Below are 22,869 nucleotides of genomic sequence, written 5' to 3' on the forward strand. Positions count from 1 at the left end.
TTAATGTCATCAAGCAAGCAAGTTTTTCAGGCTGATAATCCCGGTAGGTGGAACCGTTTTAAATGGTTGAGTCGTGTACTACTGGCTGCATTGATTATTGGAATAATAGCCGTTTTCGTTACTATCCGCTCAACCTACTACCCCGAGCTTCCCAACCTTAACCCTGCTCCCAAAAAAATGACCAAGGAGGAGCTTGAGCAATTAAAAAAGTCAACGAAGTTCAAATCATTCAAAATACAAAAATCTGAAATAGAAGCACTTGAAAGAGCTAAGAAATTACACCAGCTTAAACAACCTAACAATAAAGACCGTATAAACGCCGCCTTTTATCGTGCGTGGGAACCACAGGCTTATAACTCGCTGGTGGTGAATATTGGCCACCTGGATATGGTAGTGAGCGAAGGCTTTTCTATAGTACCTAAAACTGATACCGTTGTAACCAAGCTCGATACCGGGCTGATGAACCTCAATAAAAAATACAACAAACCAATTATTGTATCGCTGTCAAACTACGTAAACTACAACAACACACATGGCGGCTACGACACTAAAGATGTCGACCGTATTGTTAACAATAAAACACTCCGTAGTAATTTTATTAACAGCATAGTTAACTCGCTTACCAAAAATAAACTGAAGGGTGTCAACGTTGATTTTGATGAACTAAGGGACCGCAACAGTAAAAATTACATAGCATTTCAAAATGAGCTTTATACAACCTTGCATGCCAAAGGTTTCCTGGTTACTCAAAACGTAGTGCCGGAGGATGAAAGTTTTGATATCACAAAGCTCCAGCATGTAAACGATTTCCTGTTCATCATGGCTATTGATGAGCATTATGAAGCAACCAATGCCGGTGATCTTTCAAATCAGCGCTGGGTTGAGCAAATCCTCGATGACGTATGTTCAAAAGTGCCGTCAGAAAAAATAATCTTAACATTTGCAGGCGGCGCTTATGACTGGCCCGAAGGCAGTGTAGGTAAAACTATCGGTTATCAGCAGGCTATCAGTACTGCAGAGGAGCAAAAAAGCAAAATTACTTTTGATCCTAATTCGGCCAACCTGCACTTTACTTATATAGACAAGGACAGCCTTGACCATACCATTTACTTTACAGACGCGGCAACAAACTTTAACGTGATCCGCATGGCCGACGACTGGGCCACCGGCGGCGTGGCTTTATGGCGTTTAGGTGCCGAAGATCCGCGTTTGTGGACATTTTTCCAGAAAAACCTGTCGATAGACTCATTGAAAAAAACAGGTGTGGATATGCGGAGACTTACGTCTGTAGGTTTGAACAACCGTGTAAATGTTGACTATGATGGTGATGGCGAGGTGCTTGACCTCATTACTACTCCTACCACCGGGGTAATTGATGTAAAAATGGATACATCTACGTTTACCATCCTCGATCAGCATTATATAAAACTTCCTACTAAATATGTGATCCGCAGGTATGGTTATGCCCCCAAGAAAGTGGTTTTAACTTTTGATGACGGCCCCGACCCCGATTTTACCCCGCGTATTTTAGATATCCTCAAAGCCGAAAAGGTACCGGCAGCATTCTTTGTTGTGGGTTCTATGGCCGAAAAAAACATACAGTTATTGCGGCGCGAATACGAAGAAGGTTATGAAATAGGCAATCACACGTTCTTCCACCCCGATATTTCAACCATCAGCTTAAAAAGGGTGATCCTGGAGCTTAACTCCACGCGCAAACTTATTGAATCGGTAACCGGCCGAAGCACTATCCTTTTCCGCCCGCCATTTAATGCCGATGCCGAGCCGCAAACCCTTGCCGAAGTTATTCCGGTTGCGGAAAGCCGCCGTCAAAGCTATATCACCATCGGCGAATCTATCGATCCCTGGGATTGGCAGCCCGGCGTAACTGCCGATAGTATCATCGCCCGCACCATAAGGCAAAAAGATAACGGATCGATGATATTACTGCATGATGCAGGAGGTGATACCCGTGAAGAAACCGTTAAAGCCCTTCCTGCAATCATTCATTACTTTAAATCGCAAGGGTACCAGTTTACCACTATTGCCGATGTGCTGGGCAAAACTAAGGACGACCTGATGCCGCCGATTAAACCGGATCCAAGCACAGGCATTTTCGGGCCCGCTTATGATGTTTTTATTCATGGTTATTACTATATAAACTGGGCGCTGATTTATATATTCCTGTCGGCTATATTCCTGGCTATTGGTCGCATTGTGCTTATTGGTATTTTGGCTGTAAGGCAGCGAAGCATGGATAAAAAATCCAAAAAGCTTGATCGCAATGCCGATGTGATGCCTGCGGTGAGCATCATTGTTCCTGCCTACAACGAGGAAGTTAATGCAGTAGCAACTATACAAAGCCTGCTCAAAACCGATTATCCATCGTTCGAGATCATTTTCGTTGATGACGGATCAAAAGATAAAACATTTGAGGTTGTAGAATCCGCCTATAAAGGTAATCCGCTCATCAAGATCTTAACCAAACCAAACGGAGGTAAGGCATCAGCATTAAACTTTGGCATTACCCACGCCCAAAATGATTTTGTGGTTTGTATTGACGCCGATACCCAGCTCAAAACTGATGCTGTTTACCAGCTCATGACCTATTTTACAGATGAGGAAATTGGCGCCGTAGCCGGAACCGTTAAAGTTGGCAACGAAACCAATATCATCACCCGCTGGCAGTCGATAGAATATATCACCGCACAAAATATGGACCGCCGCGCGTTTGATCTCATTAACAGTATTACCGTTGTGCCCGGGGCTATTGGGGCATTCCGTAAATCGGCTATTTTCCGCGCAGGCGGGTTCACCTATGATACCCTTGCCGAGGATTGCGACCTTACCATGCGTATCCTGAAACAAGGCTACGTAGTGCGTAACTGCGCCGAAGCCATTGCTTATACCGAAGCGCCGGAAACGATAAACATGCTGCTTAAACAGCGTTTCCGCTGGAGTTTTGGTGTGATGCAAAGTTTCTGGAAAAACCGTGACGCATTGTTTAACAAAAAGTACAAGTTCTTTGGGATGGTGGGGATGCCAAACATCCTTATCTTCCAGATCATATTGCCGCTGTTCTCCCCTCTGGCAGACCTGATGATGCTATTCGCCCTGTTCGGTGAAAAACCCGAAAAGATGCTGCTTTATTACGTAGCATTTGTGGTGGTTGATTTTATAGTAGGCATCATCGCTTTCCGGATGGAAAAGGAAGACTACAAGAAACTCATTTATATCATTCCGCAGCGTTTTATGTGGCGGCAACTAATGTATTACGTACTGTTTAAATCACTGCGAAAAGCATTGAAAGGCGAATTGAGCGGATGGGGAGTGCTTAAACGCACCGGCAATGTGAAAGTTGATGGCTCAGGAAGCAAAAAAGCGCAGCCAATATATATGGTAATTGGCGTGGCAATAGTTGCGGTGATTGTGTATTTGTTGTATAAGCATTATAGTTAGGATTAAAAGATCGTTTAGTTACAAACTATAGTATACGGATTCGAAGTCTCTGACTTCGGACGACTATGCCCTTAGTTTGTAACTATAGAGTGCTTCCTTACTCCCTTTCAATCAAACAAACCGCATAAGCCACAACGCCTTCCTCCCTACCAATAAAACCCATTTGCTCGTTTGTGGTAGCTTTAATGGAAATATCTTCTTCGCTGATAGCCGCAGCTTCGGCTATGTAGGTTTTCATTGCCGGGATATGCGGGTTGATCTTCGGAGCCTCAAGACATACCATGGCATCGATATTGCCAATAGCAAACCCTTTTTCTTTGATCAGGGCAACAACATGCTGTAAAAGGATCAAGCTGCTGATACCTTTCCATCTGTCATCCTTATTTGAAAAGTGAAAGCCTATATCGCGCAGGTTTGCCGCCCCCAGCAGGGCATCGCAAATGGCGTGTAACAATACATCGGCGTCTGAGTGTCCGTAAGCACCGGCATGGTGCTCAAGTTTAACTCCGCCCAAAACGAAGGGGTGATTTTCTTTTAGCTGGTGTACATCAAACCCAAAACCTACCTTAATTTTACCCATTATCTTTTAGAAGCATTTGTTGTACCACCAAAATTTGCCGACAAAGTGAAGCGCAAAGTATTGGCCAGGGCACTATTTTGCTGGCTGGCTGCCAGGTACGAAAAATCAAAATCAAAAACGCTGTACTTAAACCCAATACCCATGGTAACATAATGCCTGTCGCCTTTGTTGGGGTTTTCATAAAAATAGCCTGCCCGCACAGCAAACTGTTTGTTGTACCAATATTCAACACCCGGCGAAAAGCTGATCTCTTTCAACTCTTCACTGAAACCACCCGGTGCGTCGCCAAACGATTGAAAAAGACCCGCCGGCACCGATACATTATCATCCTTGCCTTTGATGATCTTACCATCCTTGTCGCGCAGGGGCGGAGTTGGTACCAGCAGTTTGTTGATGTCGAAGGTTGCTGTAAACTCATTAACATCATCTAACTGCCAGGTGTTAGCCACCCCTAATTTCAAGTTGGCCGGCAAAAAATACTTGTTGCCCACATCGCTATAGCTGATTTTTGTACCAATGTTTGAAATGTGGGTTCCAAAAGCAAAAGTATTGCCATCACCATAAGGCGCCGTGTAGTATAGTGAAACATCTGCAGCAAAAGCATTGCCGGCTTTTGCCGCCTGGCTTGAGCCGGTGGCAAACGAAATACTTGATATATTGGAATGAATATACCGGGCAGTAAGGCCCAGTGAAAAATTATCGCCAAACTTACGGGCAAATGAAACATCTAACGAATACTCGTTTGGTGTGTAAGTACCCTGGTCGTTTGTGTTATCATCGGTAAGCTGAATGGAACCATAATTAAAATACCTGAGCGAAGCGCCTATTGTGTTCCGCTCATCAATTTTATGGGCATAGCTCAGGTATGATAAGCTGATATCAGGCACAAGATGCCTTAACCAGGGGCTATATGATACAGACAACGCATCATTACTTTCTAAAAATGCAAGCTTTGACGGATTCCAAAAATTCGCATTTACATCCGGCGACAAAGCCACCCCAGCATCCCCCATAGCCCCCGAACGCGAATCAGGTGAAATATTTAAAAAAGGGACCTCGGTGGGAATTGCATTGATATTACTTCCGTTAGGATTTGTTTGCGCAGCAGCAGCAAGTGGCAATAAAAATGGGGTAATGATAGCAAGGCCTCGAAATGTAAAAAACTTCATTTGTAGGAGTTAGGTTTTAACAATTTGTATTTTATAAACATAGGACCATGACTTGCTTCACATTTTCAAGTCCCCGCTTTTGCTGAAAGTTAAATCAAAAATTTAAATCAACGCAACTAATTTCATTAAATTTTCGTTAAAACCTCTGATAATTGTAGTATTTATTTCTAAATAATGGTTCATTAGCATAAGCACTGTATCCATTTTTTTATAAATTTACCACTTAATATAATTGTAAAAATATGAAAATACTTTTTACTAAAACTGCTCTGGGATTGTTGGCTTTAGGTGCCGTGATGAGTAGCTGCAGTAAACGTGAGCAATCGCAAAAAACGGGTATAACTTATAACGATAAAAACAACGGCGGTTATGAGCGTTTTAGGCAAAGCCATCCATCTCCAGGGCCCGGACTGGTGCCTATTGAGGGTGGTACTTTTGTTATGGGAGGCAGTGCCGACCAGGACATAACTTACGATTATAATAATGTACGCCGCAGGGTTACCGTGCCTTCTTTTTACATGGACGAAACCGAGGTATCAAATCAGGATTGGCTTGATTACCTGCATTGGATAAACATTACTTTCCCGCAGGATCGCGAGTTATATTACAATGCGGTGCCTGATACATTGGTTTGGCGTCATCCTTTATCTTATAATGAGCCATATGTAGATAACTACCTGCGTCATCCTGCTTTTCAGGATTATCCTGTTGTAGGCGTAACCTGGGACCAGGCACAGGATTATTGCTCATGGCGCACCGACCGTACCAATGAAAACATTTTACGCGAAACCGGAAAAATGGTAGCGTGGAAAGATATGGGCAAAAAAGGTGGCGGCGGTGATGCCGGCATTGCAGCGAACGGACAACCTTTTAATACTGATATTTACCTCAACGGCCAGATGACCGGAGCAGGCATCGATGGTAAAAAAATGATGCCTAACCTGAGCCCTAATGCCCAGGCAGGGACAGGAAAAGGCGGCAAAGCCGTTAGGCCTGTACGTATGGAAGACGGGATCCTTAAGCAAGCATATCGCTTACCATCAGAAGCCGAATGGGAATATGCAGCATTAGCCCTTGCAGGAAATACCCAGTTTGAAAACATCGATGATGGCAAAATATATACTTGGAACGGTATGGGAGTACGTTCGGCAAAAAGCAAAACCCGTGGCTTGATCATGGCAAACTTTAAACGCGGCAACGGTGACAACGCCGGTGTTGGCGGTTACCTGAACGATAAGGCAGACATTACCGCCCCTGTACGTTCATATGCACCTAATGATTTTGGCTTGTATAACATGGCGGGTAATGTAAACGAATGGGTTGCTGATACCTACCGCCAAACATCATTTGAGGAGTTTGAAGATTTTAACCCTTTCCGCGGTAATGAGTTTTCAAACAAACGCCTTGCAGATCCAAGCAAAGGACTTTATGCAAAAGACAAATATGGCAAGCCAATCAAAGATCCCGCACATGCTAATAAGAAGCTAAAATACAGTGAACTTTTAGCTTTACAGCAACAGAATACAGTCGCGCAAAGCGCCAATCCAAACGCGCCTCTTACAACTCCTCAAACAGGTTCATTACCAATTGATTCATTGCTGCCTAAAAACTCGGGGAAAGCTTACAACCCGGATGCGAGGGGTGAAAAAGACGAAGTTAATAAAGCTCTTTACGGAACAACCACCCTGGTTAATGATCACTCTAAAGTTTACAAAGGTGGATCATGGAACGACATGGCGTTTTGGCTAAACCCTGCTACCCGTCGTTTTATGGATCAGGACGAGGCAAGTGCCGAAGTTGGTTTCCGCTGTGCAATGACCTTAGTTGGCGCTCCCGAAATTAACCCTAATGGCAAACCACATTACCCGGTTAAAAAAGCTAAACCGTTTAAAACAAGATAATTTTTATAACAGATATTTGAAATGAGGCCTTTCAGTAATGAGAGGCCTTATTTGTTTTAAAGTAATCAAAATAGATTATCACCAATCAGCATAGATCTTGCTTCAACAATGCGTTATCCATCGATCGGCTCAACCCATTGGCTTCGCCAGGCCGGGGCTTCGAAGGGATCTGCGAAATACTGTGTTTCATGTATTACCTTATCCTCACGAAACTCCATAATGCTTACCGTGTAAGCCAGCTGCTCCTGATACTTAACGGTATATTCCGTGACCCAGGTATCGCCTTTTCCCAGAATCCTCCTGACACGAAAACCCGATGGCTTACCCGGATGATGCCCACGCAAGGCCTGCAAATTAATGCGCCCAAAAATCCGCTCGCCTGATTGAGGATAATCACAGATCACATCATCATCGTATATGTCATGTTCCGCGTTGATATCACCGGCTGCCGATGCCTGCCAATGAGCATTCAGGGCGGCAAGTATTTGTTGATCTTCCATGGTGTTTTAGGTATGTTTAATATGAGTAAACTTCAAATAGCAGCTAAACCCAATCTGGTCAGCAAATAACATCAGGTTAACTGAAAGACTTACTTAGGTTAATAAAGTAAAATCCCGGTGGTAAGCTACCACCGGGATATAAACATTTAAAAGAATACAGTTGTTATTGATATCCTTCGTTTTGCGTTAAATTAGGGTTTGCATCGCGCTCGCGTTTCGGGATTGGGAAGATCAATTTTGGCGAGTTCCACTCAAAAGTATCTGCCACATTTCCGTCTTCATCTGTAGTAACCGTGCTACCTTTGTATCGTTTTAAATCAAACAGCCTGAAACCTTCAAAAGGCAGTTCCACACGGCGTTCATTCTCTACCGCAGCACGTAACGCCTGCTTACTGCTTGCTGCAGTTGTATTGGCTAATCCGGCCCGGTTTCTTACAACATTCAAATCAGATATAGCACCTGCAAAATTAGGAGTTGTTTTTTGCGACCTGGCTTCTGATCTTATCAGGTACATTTCGGCAAGCCTTATCACAATCACATTACCAAACTTATTATTGAATTTAGCAGTATAATTATCGCCATCATTATAAAACTCATCAGCTCTTGCATCTCCCGATTCATACCTGTCAAAGTGTTGTTGATTAATTACAGTTTCTCCCCTGCCTGCAAAATCGGCACTGGCGAACACTTCGTTTAATGCATTGAAACCTGATTGGGGAGACATCTGAATAGCAAACACATCTTCACTCGAATTGAACACACGTGTTGCCTGTTCATAATTTTGGAACTCATCCTTAAACACAGGAACCAAAGAGTATAAACCCGAACTAATTACCTTAGTAGCTTCCTGTTCGGCAAGTTCAAATTTTTCCTGTGTGAGATATATCCGCGCGAGCACCGCTGAAGCATCAGGAGAGTTAGCGAATGAAGTTTTATAAGTATCCAGTTTTGCCTCGGCATCTGTAAGATCCTTTATAGCCTGTGCGTAAACTTCAGCAACTGTATTGCGTGAAGGCTTCTGAATACCAGGAATTGAAGTTGTTGGAGTTAATATTATTGGTACAGCCGGATTTGAAGCGGGCGTTCCATCATTCCATGCCTTACCAAACACCCTTGCCAAATCAAAATAGATCATGCCCCGTAAAAATTTGGCTTCACCCTCCACTCTATCCTTATTGGCAGCATCAACCAGATTTAAGTTGGCCAAAACGTTGTTGCACACGTTAATAGCATTATACCCGCTATCCCAAACACCTTCAACAAAAATATTATTAACGGTTAGCGCTTTATTTGCCAGTTCAGTATATTCTGAAAAAGTTCCGAAATATGAAAAGTCGCCATCATCAGCTAAAAAGTCTGTGGTTGATTGAAACCGGCCACCATATAACCCTCTTAAACCAGCTGCTGTATAAGCACCCACAAGTACGCCCTGAACATCTTTTGAAGTTTTAATTGCAAGATCCTGTTCAACTGAATCCTGTGGCTTTATATCCAGTTGCTTTTGGCAGCCGGAACTATACAGCATTACTATTGTGCTTAATGCTATAATTGAATATTTAGTTTTTTTCATTGTTCTTCAGCTTAAATTAAAATCCCACGTTTATACCAAAAGTTATAGTCTTAGCCTGAGGTGCGGCATAAAAGTCATACCCCTGAGTAATATTTCCTGAAAACGCATCGGAATTAAGCTCTGGGTCCCAACCTTTGTATTTTGTCCAGGTAGCCAGGTTAGTAGCCTGTGCATAAACTCTTAGGCTTGATAATTTAATTTTGCTTATCAATGCTTTAGGGAAGTTATACCCTAACACAATATTTTTCAAACGCACGTATGAACCGTCGTCCAGAAACCTTGAACTTGGGTTAACTCCGTTTCCGCCAAATAAACGGGCTTCAGGTACATTGGTAATTTGCCCGGGTTTTGTCCAGGCCAGCAGCTGATCGCGGGTTTGGTTATCAAAACCATTGTTAAAACCAACTGACATATACTGACCGGCACCGTTATAAATTTGGTTCCCATTAACTGATTGTATCAGGAAACTAAAATCTATACCCATGTAACTGATACTGTTATTTAGTCCTGCGATATATTTGGGATTTGGATTACCAACTACAACAGGAATCGCCTCATTGTAATCATTAGTTTTGGTACGGTCTCGTTTACCATTGCCTAAATCGGTATTTTTGTAATATAAGGCATCACCATTTGCAGGATCAGCGCCGGCAAACTCCGGAGCCACAAATATACCTAAGGGCTGTCCTTCCATGGCACGGTTAACAGCATCGCCGCTGCCTGTTATAACCTGTCCTTTAAGATCAGTTATTTTATTGCGATTGAATGAGATATTAAAGCTTGTATTCCAGGTTACTTTACCCACAAGATTTTTTGAATCTATCTGAATTTCCAAGCCCTTGTTCTGCAATTTACCGAGGTTTTGTGTAATGGTAGTAAATCCGGAAGTTGCCGGTACTTGTACATTCAACAGCAGATCTTTTGTTTTCTTCAAATAAACATCAAACTGGCCTGCTAAGCGGCCTCCTAAAAAAGCTATATCCAAACCTATATCTGTTTGGGCAGTAGTTTCCCACTTTAAATCGGGATTTGGTAATTGCGTAGGCCTCGCTCCGGCAACACCTGCATAACCAAATTCGGTATATAGCCCCCGCGCCGGAAAATTACCTATCTCAGAGTTACCGGTTAAACCATAGCTGCCTCTTAATTTCAAGTCAGATATCAGCTTTTGATTTTTCATGAAACCTTCTTCCGAAACTATCCACCCAACAGAACCTGCAGGGAAGAAACCATACCGGTGATCGGCACCGAACCTTGAAGACCCGTCGATACGACCGCTTAATGATAAAAGATACCTGTCATGATATTTATAATTAGCTCTTGCAAAATAAGACAGTAATGAATAAGCAGTTGACGATGACAAAGCGCTGGTGATACTTGCGGAGCTTATTAGCTTCTTATAAGCATCGCTCGGAAATTGTTCACCATTCAGTGAATTTAAGTCATTTTGCTGTCTTTGATAGGTCATACCGCCAACCGCATCAATACTGCTTTTTCCAAAATCCTTTAAGAAATGTAAAAAGTTATTGGTGTTAAAATTAATGGACGTTATTGAAGAATTAAAACCCACTCCATTATTAGTGCCCGAATTACGTGCAGTAAGGCTGCCTGAATAATTATCTTCACTTGAATTTAAAATATCTACACCTACCTCACTCCTGAAAGTTAAAGATGGCAATATCTTAATCTCTCCAAAAACATTACCAAGGTTACGATAATCCGTAGTAATGAAATAACTATTTTCAGAATTTAGCAGCGGGTTAAAATACACCGGGAAATTACTATTTGGCAAGCCGGTGGCGGGATCAAGCTGACCACTTAACAGGCCCGTACGCGGGTCAATGACAGGTGTAATAGGTGACAATGCAACGATTTGCTCGGGGGTCGAAAAAGCATTATCATTATCCAAACGATGATTTTGCGTACGCGAAACGCTCAAATTGGCACCTACTGTAAGCCAGTTGGTAGCCTGATTTTCGATATTTGTACGTAAACTGTATTGATTGATCTTGTTCTTTAGTATCCAACCTTTTTGGTCGTTATAAGTTCCGGATATGTAAAATTTTGTTTTTTCTGTACCACCCGAAAATACAAGGTTATAATTTTGAACCGGAGCGTGCTGAGTGATTTGATCTTGCCAATTGGTATTTACATTTGTATTTGCATAGTTTGCATTTCCCGCAGCATATCTGGTCAAACGGCTTTTGGCATAATCTTCCAAACCACCTGCAACTGCAGCCGATTGTACAAGTTTTAAATATTCTTTTGAATTTAGAAATTCGCGTTCACGGGTCGGCTTACTAAAACCATAATATTGATTATAGGTAATTTTTGTTGAACCTGCTTTACCTTTTTTTGTGGTAACCAAAACAACGCCATTTGATGCTCTCGAACCATATATAGCTGCCGCAGAAGCGTCCTTTAAAATATCGATAGACTCGATATCATTCTGGTTCAAATCCACAAGCGGATTAGTAGATGCTCCGTTACTTGAAAAATCATTGACAGTAATCGGCAATCCGTCCACCACGTATAATGGTTGGCTGCCGGCTGATACAGAAGATGCACCACGTACCCTAACCTGGATACCCTGCCCTAATTTACCGTTTTGAGCCTGAATGTATACGCCCGGGCTCCGGCCTTGTATAGCCGATTCAAGACTTGGTACAGGAATATTTTCTATGTCGCCGCCTTTAATCTTTGAAACAGAGCCGGTCAATGATCGCTTGCTTTGTGTACCATATCCTACAACCACAACCTCATTAAGTACTTTTGAATCTGTGGTCAACTGTGCATTTACCGCTGCTCCATTTATAGCGATTTCGCGGGGAAGGTACCCTAAAAAATTAAAAACTAAACCTTTAGCATTTGCCGGCACACTAAGTTTATAACCACCGTTAATGTCGGTTTGGGTGCCAAGCCCGGCAACTCCTTTTACAGTTACGCTTACCCCCGGTAAGGGCGAGCCGTCTTTCTGATCTGTTACTTTACCTGTAATAACCCGGTTTTGAGCAAAACCGAAGGCAATACAAGTACATAACAACAGAATTGTTAGTAGATGTTTCTTCATAAGTTAATATTGTTAATTAAGAAAGTAAGTTCGTAAAAAAAATGTGTAGAAACAACAAAAGCCTTAAAACTACGTTGCATTTGTTGCAAAAATGTTATTATCGCATATTTAGAACAATAACAATCAGTTAAAAAAGCATTAAAATCTGCCCTTTTTCAACTTTATCTCCAGGCTTTATTAATATCTTTCCAACCGTTACATTGGCGGGGGCTTTGATGATGTTCTCCATCTTCATAGCTTCAAGCACAAAGAGATTGTCACCTTTTTTAATGATATCTCCCTTATTTACAAATACTTTCAATACCAAACCTGGCATAGGGGCTTTAATTTCGCTAATCCTGGCACTGTTTAAATTACTAAAACCAAGCTTATCAAGCAGTATATCAAATTGATCCTTAGCACTAATGCTATATATATGATTATTAACTTTTATTTCAGCAGTTTTTTCGTCACCGTTAAAATTGACTACCTCGACATTGTATGAGCGGTTGTTTTCGATGACGTGGTAAATACCAGGTTGTATTGGTTTGATATCCGCATCTCTTTTAACCCCGTTAATAAGCAGTCCCGCCGCAATGGTTCTCTCAGCTTCAATATTAAAATGGCTATTAATACTTAATTTATACATAGGATTTAGATTTGGAGATAAGCGGTTTATATATTATTTGTTTAGGGGCTGGTATAAAGCTAAACATATTATTATTAACCACAAAGGTTCCATAAGCAAAATCCAATGTTTAACTACAGTATAAAGAAAATGGTGCATTGCATAATGCGCTGCGGAACAAAGAGGCAACTATTGGGTAAAGATGTATTGAATTAAATTTGCGCCCATTTTAAGGGCCTTTTGGCGGCCTTCCTGGGTATCGCCGGCATAGGTGCCATAATCTTCCCAACCGTTGCCCAAATCGCACTCATAAGTGTAAAAACAAACTAATCTGCCTTTGTATATCAATCCAAAACCCTGGGCACGCTTGCCGTCATGCTCATGAATTTTGGGTAAGCCGTTCGGGAAGTCATATTTTTGATGGTAAATAGGGTGATTAACCGGCAGTTCAACAAAATCAAGCTCAGGAAACACCTTCTTCATTTGCGGGCGAATATATTGGTCGAGCCCGTAATTATCATCGATATGCAAAAAGCCCCCGCCGGTAAGGTATTTACGCAGGTTCCGGGCTTCCTGGTCGGAAAAGATCACGTTGCCATGCCCCGTCATAAAGGTGAAAGGATAATTAAATAAAGAAGCACCGCCTGCCTCAACTACTTCATCGTCGTCATCAAAATTGGTTTTGAGGTTTTCATTACAGAATTTGATCAGGTTAGGTAACGCTGTGCGGTCGCCATACCAATCGCCGCCGCCGCTGTATTTAAGGCGGGCAATCTTATAGGCAGGGGCATTAAAGCTGCTCATTGCTATAGCCGCAAATAAAACAACCAATGCTAACCTTATCCTTTTCATTATCTGTTTAAAAAATTCACCTCAAAGCAAGCCTCCAGCGCGGCAGTTTCCGTACGCAGGCGACTTGTACCTAAAGATATTGGTTTAAACCCATTGTGCAAAGCCTTATCAATCTCAGCCGGAGCAAAATCCCCTTCCGGGCCTATCAATATTAAATAACGGCCTTGCGGGGTTATTTCGTCTTTCAGATTGAATTTCTCTCCGGGTTCACAATGGGCAATAAACTTTTGCCCCTCAAAAGGTTTATCGAATAGTTGGTTTAGCGTTAAAGGCTCATTTAATAGCGGATGGTAGGCTTTAAGGGATTGCTTGATAGCAGCGGTGATGATTTTATTTAAACGCTCCACCTTGGCCTCCTTACGCTCTGAACGCTGGGTGACGATCAGCGATACTTCATCGATACCAATCTCTGTAGCTTTTTCCAAAAACCATTCCAGGCGTTCAATATTTTTGGTTGGTGCTACCGCGATGTGTAGATAATGATTACGTTTTTCAAATTCGGTAATTACCGATGTTATTTTTAGAATGGTACGCTTAGGGTGTCCGTCATGGATGAGAGCGGTATATAAGCCTCCCCTTCCGTCAATCAGTTGCACTTCGTTGCCCGCTTCGAGGCGCAGCACACGTATAGCGTGTTTGCTTTCTTCTTCGCTCAGAAAGTATTGTGGATGCGAGGCGTCAATATCAGGCGTATAAAAAAGTTGCATTATGGATAAGCAGATTAATGTAAATCTACTGCATCTTCTTCATTTATCAGTAATTCGAGTTTAACTGATTCAATATTCTGGTCGGATTTTTTCAGTACAGTGATGTTATATCCGTTCGATTCTTTTTGCTCACCAACATCAGGGATCTTCCCGAAGATATCGCCAAGCCAGCCCGATACGGTATCGAAATCGCCATCTTCAGGTAAATCATGCGGTAAATGCTCGTTCACATCGTAAATAGATGCAAGCGCATTAACTATAAACTCACGCTCATTTACTTTTTCAACAATTGGCTTTTCTTCATCATACTCATCCTGTATCTCGCCAACAAGCTCTTCAACAATATCTTCCAATGTAACCATGCCTGCAGTACCGCCAAACTCGTCAAGTACAATAGCTATCTGGATGCGCTTTTGCTGTAGTTCGGCCATCAGATCGTTGATCTTTTTGGTTTCGGGGATGAAATACGGTTTGCGGATAATATCTTTAAGTACAATCTCCTCGTTCCGGGCCAGTAGTGGCAAAATATCCTTGGCATGTACTATACCGATGATCTTATCTATAACATCGTCATAAACCGGCATCCGCGAATAACCTTCGTTGATGATCATATCCAGCAGCTCTTCTTTGGTTGAAGCGATATCGACTCCCGAGATTTTGGTACGCGGTACCATGATGTTTTTTACCACACGCTCGTTAAAATCAAACACGTTCTGGATTAGTTCGTGCTCATTTGAGTCAAGTGCGCCGGTCTCTTTACCTTGCTCCAACAGGTATTGCAGTTCTTCCGAACTATGATGGGTTTCACCGCCTTCAACGGTGCTTATACCCAATAATTTCAGAATGAAATTTGCAAAATTATTAAGTACCCATATAAATGGCCTGAAAACCACAAAGAAGAACCTGAGCGGCAATGAAACAGCCATTACAGTACGTACCGATTTTTGGATAGCCAACGATTTAGGCGCAAGCTCACCAAAAACAATGTGCATAATGGTGATAAAGCTGAAAGCCAGGATATGACTGGCAGTAATATAACCCGGAGAAAGGGTTATGCCCACGCTCAGGAAAGCGCGGATCACGATGTTGGTGGCAACCTCCTCACCCACAACGCCGAGCGCCAGCGAAGCAATGGTAATACCCAGCTGTGTGGCAGCCAGGTAACCATCTAAATTATGCAATATGCCTCGGGCAACTTTGGCTACGCCGCTGCCGCCTTTGGCCCTAATTTCAATTTGCGAACCCCGAACCCTTACCATGGCAAACTCCGCGGCTACGAAAAAGCCATTGAGTAAAACCAAAAATATGGTAGCGAAAATGTAAAATAAACTAATCTCGTAATGTGCGGGGTCCATTTATTTATGATTGATACACAGGGAACTTAGACTTGTACAGCTCCAAACTCTCGGTTATCACTTTATGGGCATAACGTACACCTAACAAATGTTCGATGGTAACGTTTTTGCCTTCTAATTTTTTGTAGTCTTTAAAAAAGCGAACAATTTCGGTCATGGCATGTGGCGGCAGCTCATTTAAATCGTTGATGTAATTTACCGACATATCATTTTTTGCTACAGCTATGATCTTATCATCCTGCTCACCGTTATCAACCATGTGCATTACACCTACTACCTTAGCCTCAATGATAGACATTGGGAAAACATCAATTGAGCAAAGTACAAGGATATCCAAAGGATCTTTATCATCGCAATAGGTTTGAGGGATAAAGCCGTAGTTAGCCGGGTACATTACAGATGAAAATAACACACGATCGAGCTTTAGCAAGCCCGACTCTTTATCAATTTCATATTTCGCTTTTGATCCTTTTGGAATTTCAATAATAGCATTTACTATTTCAGGGATATTATCACCTGGTGAAACCTGGTGCCATGGATGCAGAGTACTCATTTATCTTTATTATATAGTATATAAAATTATTAACTAATCTATTTTTTCGTTTTTTTCACGAAGTTTCTTTTTAACATAAGCAATAACCAGCGGAATTGTTGTAATTACAATCAATCCCAGTACAATGTATTGCAGATAATCCTGCAGTTGAGGGAACCTTCGCCCTAAAAAAAAACCGCCCAGCGTAAATACACATACCCAGGCCACGCTGCCAATAAGGTTATAAACCGAAAATCTTCTAATATCAACCTTAACAACACCTGCAAATATAGGAGCAAATGTTCTAACAATAGGGAAAAATCTCCCTAAAATAAGCGCCATTCCCCCATGTTTGTTGTAAAACTCACTGGCCAGTACTACGTACCGCCGCTTAAAAAATAGTGAGTCGTTTTTATTGAATAATACCGGCCCCGTTCGGTAACCAAACCAATACCCGGTAAAATTGCCTAATACTCCGGCGCCTATCAATGACAATACCAGCGTAGTTATAGAAACATCAACTTTACCAGCGGCACATAATAAACCAGCCATAAACAGCAGGTAATCGCCGGGCAGAAAGAAACCAAAGAATAAACCGGTTTCGGCAAAAACAACAATAAGCAAGAGATAAAAACCACCCCTGCTTATTATGGATTGTGCGTCAGTTAAATTTTGAAGGTATTCCCAGAAACTTTCCATTCACTATATCTGTAAAACTACAAATATTATATCAATTTGCAGTTATCAATACCGATTATATGAAACGGGCTATAACATCGGGATAAACACCAATAAGGATTGTAGCGAGAGCAGAAAGTGCAAATACTACTTTATAATAAACCGGCACTGTAAGCTCTGCGCGTTCGTCGGTACGGAAATACATGGCGATGATGACCCTGAAATAGTAAAAGATACTAATGATAGCGTTAATCACAGCTATAATAACTAAACCGATATGATAACGGCTTACCGCTCCCGAAAACATGAAGAATTTACCGATGAAGCCTGCAGTAAGCGGAATCCCCGCCAATGAAAGCATGGCTACAGTTAATACAAAGGCAAGGAACGGGTTCTTCTTACCCAGGCCGTTAAAGCTTTCAAAATTGTCGCTTCCGTTTTGTTGCTGTACTAATATCAAGCCGCCAAACGCGATAATTGAAGCAATTGAATATGCTGTAGCATATACAAACACCGAATTGCCTGAAGCAGCGCCTAATGACACGATTGCAAATAACAGGTAGCCGGCGTGAGAGATACTTGAAAATGCAAGCATCCTCTTAAAGCTTTGCTGATACAACGCGGTGATATTGCCTATAAATAAGGTAATAATAGTGATTACAAGTATTATTGGTGTCCAGAAGTCAGACAATGGCTGGAAACAGGCTGAAAATAAACGCAGGAAAGCTGCAAACCCCGCTGTTTTAACTACAGTCGACATGAAAGCCGTGATCAGCGTAGGCGCACCTTCGTATACATCCGGTGTCCAGAAATGAAAGGGGGCTGCACCAACTTTAAAACATAAACCTACAATGATCAGGGCTATGCCGGTATAAAACATTGGATCGATATGCGGATGATTAATTACATATTCCCTGATTGCATCGATATTGAATGAACCGGATGATCCGTATAACAGGGCCATACCAAACAGCAGGAAGCCGGTTGAAAAAGCACCCATTAAAAAGTATTTCAAAGCAGCTTCATTTGAAGCGAAATCGCTCTTTTTAATGCCGGCCAGGATGTACAAGCTAACTGACATGATCTCGATGCCGATAAACAGCATCACCAGGTTATTGAATGATACCATCACAATGATACCTGCCAGCGAAAACAAGATAATGGCATAATACTCGGCGGTATGCCTGCTGATCCGCTCAAAGTATCCTTTTGACAGTAACAGGATCAGTATGGTAGATATAATGGTAACACTTGAAAATACAACAGAGAAATTGTTGAACAGCAGCATGCCGGTATAAAGCGGCTCGGCTGTATCTTTTGAAGTCCATTGGCAAATTGCAAAACCTAAAGCAGCCAGTAAGCCTATAACGGTAACGGGTAACAAAGCTTTTTGCGCTTTATACAACCCTAAATACAGCAGCACTATAGGTAAAACAGATATGATGATTATAGTATTCATTCTTTTCTTTAAAATCTTAAACCTACATTGTAAACTTTGAACCTATCTGATTTACCAGTTGCGTTACCGCAGCTTCAGAAATATGCAGAATAGGCTGAGGATAAATACCTAATACAATAACCAGGGCACAAATGATACACAACGTTAGCTTTTCAGTGCCGCTAACATCAGCAAAAGTAGCTGTAAGCGGGTTGGTTTCGCCCTGCATTACATTTTTATAAAGGCGTAACATGTAAACCGCGCCAAATATGATGGTAAGGCCCGCAACAGCAGCCAATACCAGGTTTACATAATGCTGTACGCTAAAATCAAATACACCTTTCAGCAACAGGAACTCACCAATAAAACCATTGGTAAGCGGTAAGCCTACTGTACCTAATAATATGATCAGGAAACCTATTGCGAATTTAGGGGCTACTTTAGCAATACCGCCCAGTTGACTAATCTCACGGGTGTTCAGCCTGCGGCTGATGATGTCCCAGATAAAGAACATACCAACAACGTTAATACCGTGGTTAAGCATCTGAATCATGGCGCCCTGAACGCCAGCAATATTCCAGGCAAAAATACCCGCAGCAATCAGGCCAACGTGTGCTATTGATGAATAGGCCACCAGGCGTTTTCCGTCTTTTTGTTTAAAGGCGATAATAGAAGCATATACTACACCTATAACCCCAAGGATCATGGCCAACGCCTGGAAATGATAAAAGCCAAGCGGGGCATTAGGAATCATCCAGCGGATAGCACCGTAAATACCCATTTTAAGCATTATACCTGATAACATCATGGTACCGCCAGATGGAGCTTCGGTATAAGTATCCGGCTGCCAGGTATGGAAAGGGAACAAAGGCATTTTAATGGCGAAAGCCAGGAAAAACGCCCAGAAGATCCAGCTCTGATGTTTAACATCCAAAGTCATTTTATAGAAATTGTGGATGTCGAAAGTTTTGTCGGGAGATTGGAGGTACAGGTAAATGATACCTACCAGCATGAACAGTGAACCTGCAAAGGTGTAAATGAAAAACTTAATAGTAACACGGATGCGGTTTTCGCCTCCCCAAAGGGCACAAATGAAGTAAATTGGAATCAATGCCGCTTCCCATCCAACGTAAAACAAAAATCCGTCGAGGGCGGTAAATACAACCAGCATGCCAGCTTGCATAAACAGAATGAGACCATAAAAGGCACCTTCGTTTTTATATTGATGCTGATAGGTTGTTAAAATAATTAATGGTACAAGCACAGTGGTCAACAAAACCAGGATCATACTGATCCCGTCGATACCGGCACTGAAATAAATTCCAAAACTGCTGATCCATGGCACATCAATAACAAACTGGGTTGATGCATCCGGAACAAACTTGCTTAAAAATATAAGCGCTATTACCAGTTGGGCAACAGAGAAAAATAATGCAGCATGTTTAGCTATCCCGTTTTTAAGCAGGGCAACTATCAGGGCGGCAACTATTGGCAAAAAAAGTAATATACTAACGGTCATTTTTATGTTGCTAAACGCTTATCGTTTATATTTTAGTTAATCCAAATACACTATACACTAATACCGCGATAATTCCCAGTACCATTACAAATATGTAGAACCCTACGTTACCGGTTTGCAGCAGGCGCAGGCCTTTACTGGTTTCAATCGTTCCTCTGCCAATCCCATTCACCAAACCATCGATACCTAAACGCTCTATGATGTTATAGAAGAAGGTTGAAAGCCAGTCGAGTGGTTTACGAACGATCAGGTCATAAAGCTCATCCAGGTAAAACTTGTGGTATGACAGACTTGTAAGTGCCGGGCGCTCTTCAGTATCAGCAACAGGTACACTGCCATTTTTAGCATATTTCATATAGGCATAAGCCATAGCAGCTAAAGCCAATGCTACCGAAGTGCCCATTAACGCGTATTCAAGTGATTCGGACAAATGATGCTCGCCCAAAATTTCGTTTGATTTATGGAAAACAGGCTCAAGGAAATGTGCCAGTTCATGATGTCCGTGTAATACTTCCGGCACACCGATCCAACCACCTACAATAGAAAGGATAGCTAATACAATAAGCGGAATAGTCATGGTTGGAGGCGATTCATGTAAATGATGCTCCTGCTCATGAGTACCACGGAATTTTCCGTAAAATGTAAGGTACATCATCCTGAACATGTAGAATGAGGTTAGCATAGCAGTTAATACACCTATAGCCCAAAATATAGGGCTATGCGCATAAGCATGTGCCAGGATCTCATCTTTTGAAAAGAAACCTGCCAAAGGAGGGATACCGGCGATAGCTACAGTACCAATCATCATGGTGGTGAACGTAGTTTTGATCTTGCCTTTTAAGCCGCCCATTTTACGCATATCCTGCTCACCACTCATGGCGTGGATCACTGACCCTGCACCAAGGAATAATAAAGCTTTAAAGAAAGCGTGTGTTAACACGTGGAAGAAAGCACCTGTATAAGCACCAACACCCAGGCCTAAAAACATATACCCCAATTGAGATACTGTTGAATAAGCCAATACCTTTTTAATATCTGTTTGCGTTAACGCGATAAGAGCCGCGATAAGCGCCGTGGCCAAACCTACATAAGCAATGATCTCCATTGTATCCGGAGATAAAGTATAGAATATGTTTGAGCGGGCAATCATATAGATACCGGCTGTAACCATGGTGGCAGCGTGGATCAAAGCCGAAACCGGAGTTGGGCCGGCCATCGCATCTGGCAACCAGGTAAACAACGGCAACTGCGCAGATTTACCGCAAGCACCAATGAATAGTAAAATGGTAATGATAAACAGTGGACCAGCGCCTGATTTCATAACAGCTGCCTTCGGGAAGATCTCTGCAAACTGGATGCTACCGAAAACATAGATAATGGTGAAGATGCCTAATAGGAAACCAAGGTCACCGATACGGTTCATTACAAACGCTTTCTTCGCTGCATCTGCATAATCAGGGTTGGTAAACCAAAAACCGATCAGCAGGTATGAGCACAAGCCTACGCCCTCCCATCCAATAAACATGATGAGGTAGTTTGAACCTAAAACCAGCAGCAGCATGAAGAAAACGAACAGGTTGAGGTAAGCGAAAAATTTCCCGAAACCTTCGTCGTCATGCATATAACCAATAGAATACAGGTGGATCAGGAAGCCAACGCCTGTTATGATCAGCAGCATGATAGCGCTTAACTGATCAATAAGAAATGCGAAAGGAAATTTTAATGCCCCTACCGCAAACCAGGTAAAGTAGTTAACATTAATAGGAACCCCGGTTGATTTTACCTGGAAAAAAGCTGCAATGCTTAAACCAAATGATACCATTACAAGCAAACTGCCAATAAAGCCAATTACACTTTTTGATAATGAATTACGGCCAAGTCCGTTTATAACAAAACCGGCTAACGGTAGTATAGGAATAAGCCAGATATATTTATCCATGTTCGATGTTGTACGTTTTACGCGTTACGTTATACGTTTTTAATTATCTAATCGCTATTGCTGGAAAGAGGCAACAACGTTTGTTTTATTACTAATCAGCTATTACAATTCCGAAATTGAAACTCCGAAATCCGAAATACCTGTTACCATTTCAACCTGTTCAGTACGTTGATATCAATTGAATTAGTATTACGATAGATCATCACGATAATAGCCAAACCAACTGCAACTTCGGCAGCGGCCAGCGCCATGATAAAAAACACGAATACCTGCCCGGTTGCATCACCCCTGTATACCGAAAACGCGGTAAGCAGCAGGTTAACCGAGTTAAGCATCAACTCGACTGACATGAAGATCACGATAGCATTACGGCGGATCAATACGCCCATTACGCCTATAGCAAAAATGATTGTGCTTAACAATATGTAATGATTAAGCGGCACGGCGTGCATAGTATTTGTTAAACTTTCCATTATGCTGCTTTAGGTTCTTTTTCTTTAGTGGCCAATAATACCGCACCTACCATAGCTGATAAAAGCAATACAGATGACACTTCAAATGGCAATAAAAATTCGTTGAACAATACTTTACCTAAGTTTTTTACAAGGCCCAGATCAGGGTTTTGTAACAATACCGGGTTTGATGCGCCCATCAGTTTAAGTGAAGATGCAACAGCTACAGCCAAGATGCCTCCGCCAAAAACACCGGCTATTTTAACCATGAAAGGCTTTACAGGCTCCGACTCCTTATTAAGGTTGATGAGCATCAGCGTATACAGGAACAATACCAATATAGCGCCCATGTACACGATGAAGTTTACAATCGCCAAAAATTGAGCGTTAAGCAAAATGTAGTGGATGGTGAAAGTAAAAAAGGTAAGGATCAGATAAAGGATACTATGTACCGGATTTTTGGCCGAGATTACCAATATCGAAAAGAATATGGACAAAAATGCGATGAAGTAAAATGTACTCATGTTTTTATTTACAAAAT

General features: G+C 41.9%; 18 protein-coding genes. 2 read left to right on the top strand and 16 right to left on the bottom strand.

The window, feature by feature from the left end; genetic code table 11:
* Positions 1–3 precede the first annotated feature (3 nt).
* Entirely contained in the window at positions 4–3,459 is a 3,456-nt protein-coding gene (locus ABIC84_RS26310) for a glycosyltransferase (RefSeq protein WP_429265504.1), read from the top strand.
* 97 nt (positions 3,460–3,556) lie between these two features.
* Here the strand turns inward: ABIC84_RS26310 and ispF are convergent, their stop codons facing one another.
* Complete coding sequence (gene ispF, locus ABIC84_RS26315) at positions 3,557–4,039, bottom strand: 2-C-methyl-D-erythritol 2,4-cyclodiphosphate synthase (protein ID WP_426581464.1); 483 nt, start codon at positions 4,037–4,039, stop codon at positions 3,557–3,559.
* Positions 4,039–5,208 (bottom strand): type IX secretion system outer membrane channel protein PorV, encoded by a 1,170-nt coding sequence (gene porV / locus ABIC84_RS26320; RefSeq protein ID WP_090533878.1) that lies wholly within the window; start codon positions 5,206–5,208, stop codon positions 4,039–4,041. Before porV ends, ispF begins: the two co-directional genes overlap by 1 nt.
* 242 nt (positions 5,209–5,450) lie before the next feature.
* Here porV and ABIC84_RS26325 point away from each other — a divergent pair, with 242 nt between their 5' ends.
* Positions 5,451–7,109, top strand: a complete 1,659-nt coding sequence (locus ABIC84_RS26325) for an SUMF1/EgtB/PvdO family nonheme iron enzyme (RefSeq protein WP_426581467.1) — start codon at positions 5,451–5,453, stop codon at positions 7,107–7,109.
* 113 nt (positions 7,110–7,222) lie between these two features.
* Here the strand turns inward: ABIC84_RS26325 and ABIC84_RS26330 are convergent, their stop codons facing one another.
* From ABIC84_RS26330 to ABIC84_RS26395, 14 genes are all read right to left on the bottom strand, one after another.
* On the bottom strand, positions 7,223–7,609 hold the full coding sequence (locus ABIC84_RS26330) for a hypothetical protein (protein ID WP_426581469.1): 387 nt from the start codon (positions 7,607–7,609) through the stop codon (positions 7,223–7,225).
* 163 nt (positions 7,610–7,772) lie between these two features.
* On the bottom strand, positions 7,773–9,179 hold the full coding sequence (locus ABIC84_RS26335) for a RagB/SusD family nutrient uptake outer membrane protein (protein WP_429265505.1): 1,407 nt from the start codon (positions 9,177–9,179) through the stop codon (positions 7,773–7,775).
* 16 nt (positions 9,180–9,195) lie between these two features.
* Positions 9,196–12,249 (bottom strand): SusC/RagA family TonB-linked outer membrane protein, encoded by a 3,054-nt coding sequence (locus ABIC84_RS26340; RefSeq protein WP_429265506.1) that lies wholly within the window; start codon positions 12,247–12,249, stop codon positions 9,196–9,198.
* Positions 12,250–12,376: 127 nt separating this feature from the next.
* A complete protein-coding gene (locus ABIC84_RS26345) occupies positions 12,377–12,877 on the bottom strand; it encodes a biotin/lipoyl-containing protein (RefSeq protein ID WP_429265507.1) in 501 nt (166 codons plus the stop codon).
* Positions 12,878–13,045: 168 nt separating this feature from the next.
* Positions 13,046–13,708 (bottom strand): DUF4159 domain-containing protein, encoded by a 663-nt coding sequence (locus ABIC84_RS26350; RefSeq protein WP_429265508.1) that lies wholly within the window; start codon positions 13,706–13,708, stop codon positions 13,046–13,048.
* Complete coding sequence (locus tag ABIC84_RS26355; RefSeq protein ID WP_426581479.1) at positions 13,708–14,415, bottom strand: 16S rRNA (uracil(1498)-N(3))-methyltransferase; 708 nt, start codon at positions 14,413–14,415, stop codon at positions 13,708–13,710. Before ABIC84_RS26355 ends, ABIC84_RS26350 begins: the two co-directional genes overlap by 1 nt.
* Before the next feature lie 14 nt (positions 14,416–14,429).
* A complete protein-coding gene (locus ABIC84_RS26360) occupies positions 14,430–15,770 on the bottom strand; it encodes a hemolysin family protein (RefSeq protein ID WP_426581481.1) in 1,341 nt (446 codons plus the stop codon).
* Positions 15,771–15,774: 4 nt separating this feature from the next.
* Positions 15,775–16,323 carry an inorganic diphosphatase gene (locus tag ABIC84_RS26365; protein WP_429265509.1) on the bottom strand — a complete coding sequence of 183 codons (549 nt, stop codon included), beginning with the start codon at positions 16,321–16,323 and terminating at the stop codon, positions 15,775–15,777.
* Between the two features lie 33 nt (positions 16,324–16,356).
* Positions 16,357–17,001: a DedA family protein gene (locus tag ABIC84_RS26370; protein ID WP_426581483.1), complete on the bottom strand. Its 645-nt coding sequence runs from the start codon at positions 16,999–17,001 to the stop codon at positions 16,357–16,359.
* A 55-nt stretch (positions 17,002–17,056) separates the two neighbouring features.
* Positions 17,057–18,439 carry an NADH-quinone oxidoreductase subunit N gene (locus ABIC84_RS26375; protein ID WP_426581485.1) on the bottom strand — a complete coding sequence of 461 codons (1,383 nt, stop codon included), beginning with the start codon at positions 18,437–18,439 and terminating at the stop codon, positions 17,057–17,059.
* 22 nt (positions 18,440–18,461) lie between these two features.
* A complete protein-coding gene (locus tag ABIC84_RS26380; RefSeq protein ID WP_429265510.1) occupies positions 18,462–19,937 on the bottom strand; it encodes a complex I subunit 4 family protein in 1,476 nt (491 codons plus the stop codon).
* A 25-nt stretch (positions 19,938–19,962) separates the two neighbouring features.
* Entirely contained in the window at positions 19,963–21,876 is a 1,914-nt protein-coding gene (nuoL, locus tag ABIC84_RS26385) for an NADH-quinone oxidoreductase subunit L (protein WP_429265511.1), read from the bottom strand.
* A 143-nt stretch (positions 21,877–22,019) separates the two neighbouring features.
* A complete protein-coding gene (gene nuoK / locus ABIC84_RS26390) occupies positions 22,020–22,349 on the bottom strand; it encodes an NADH-quinone oxidoreductase subunit NuoK (protein WP_090533902.1) in 330 nt (109 codons plus the stop codon).
* Entirely contained in the window at positions 22,349–22,852 is a 504-nt protein-coding gene (locus ABIC84_RS26395; protein ID WP_090533903.1) for an NADH-quinone oxidoreductase subunit J family protein, read from the bottom strand. The genes nuoK and ABIC84_RS26395 overlap by 1 nt, the downstream gene beginning before the upstream one ends.
* Positions 22,853–22,869: the final 17 nt, after the last annotated feature.

It is taken from the genome of Mucilaginibacter sp. 3215, assembly GCF_050433785.1.
GTDB lineage: Bacteria > Bacteroidota > Bacteroidia > Sphingobacteriales > Sphingobacteriaceae > Mucilaginibacter.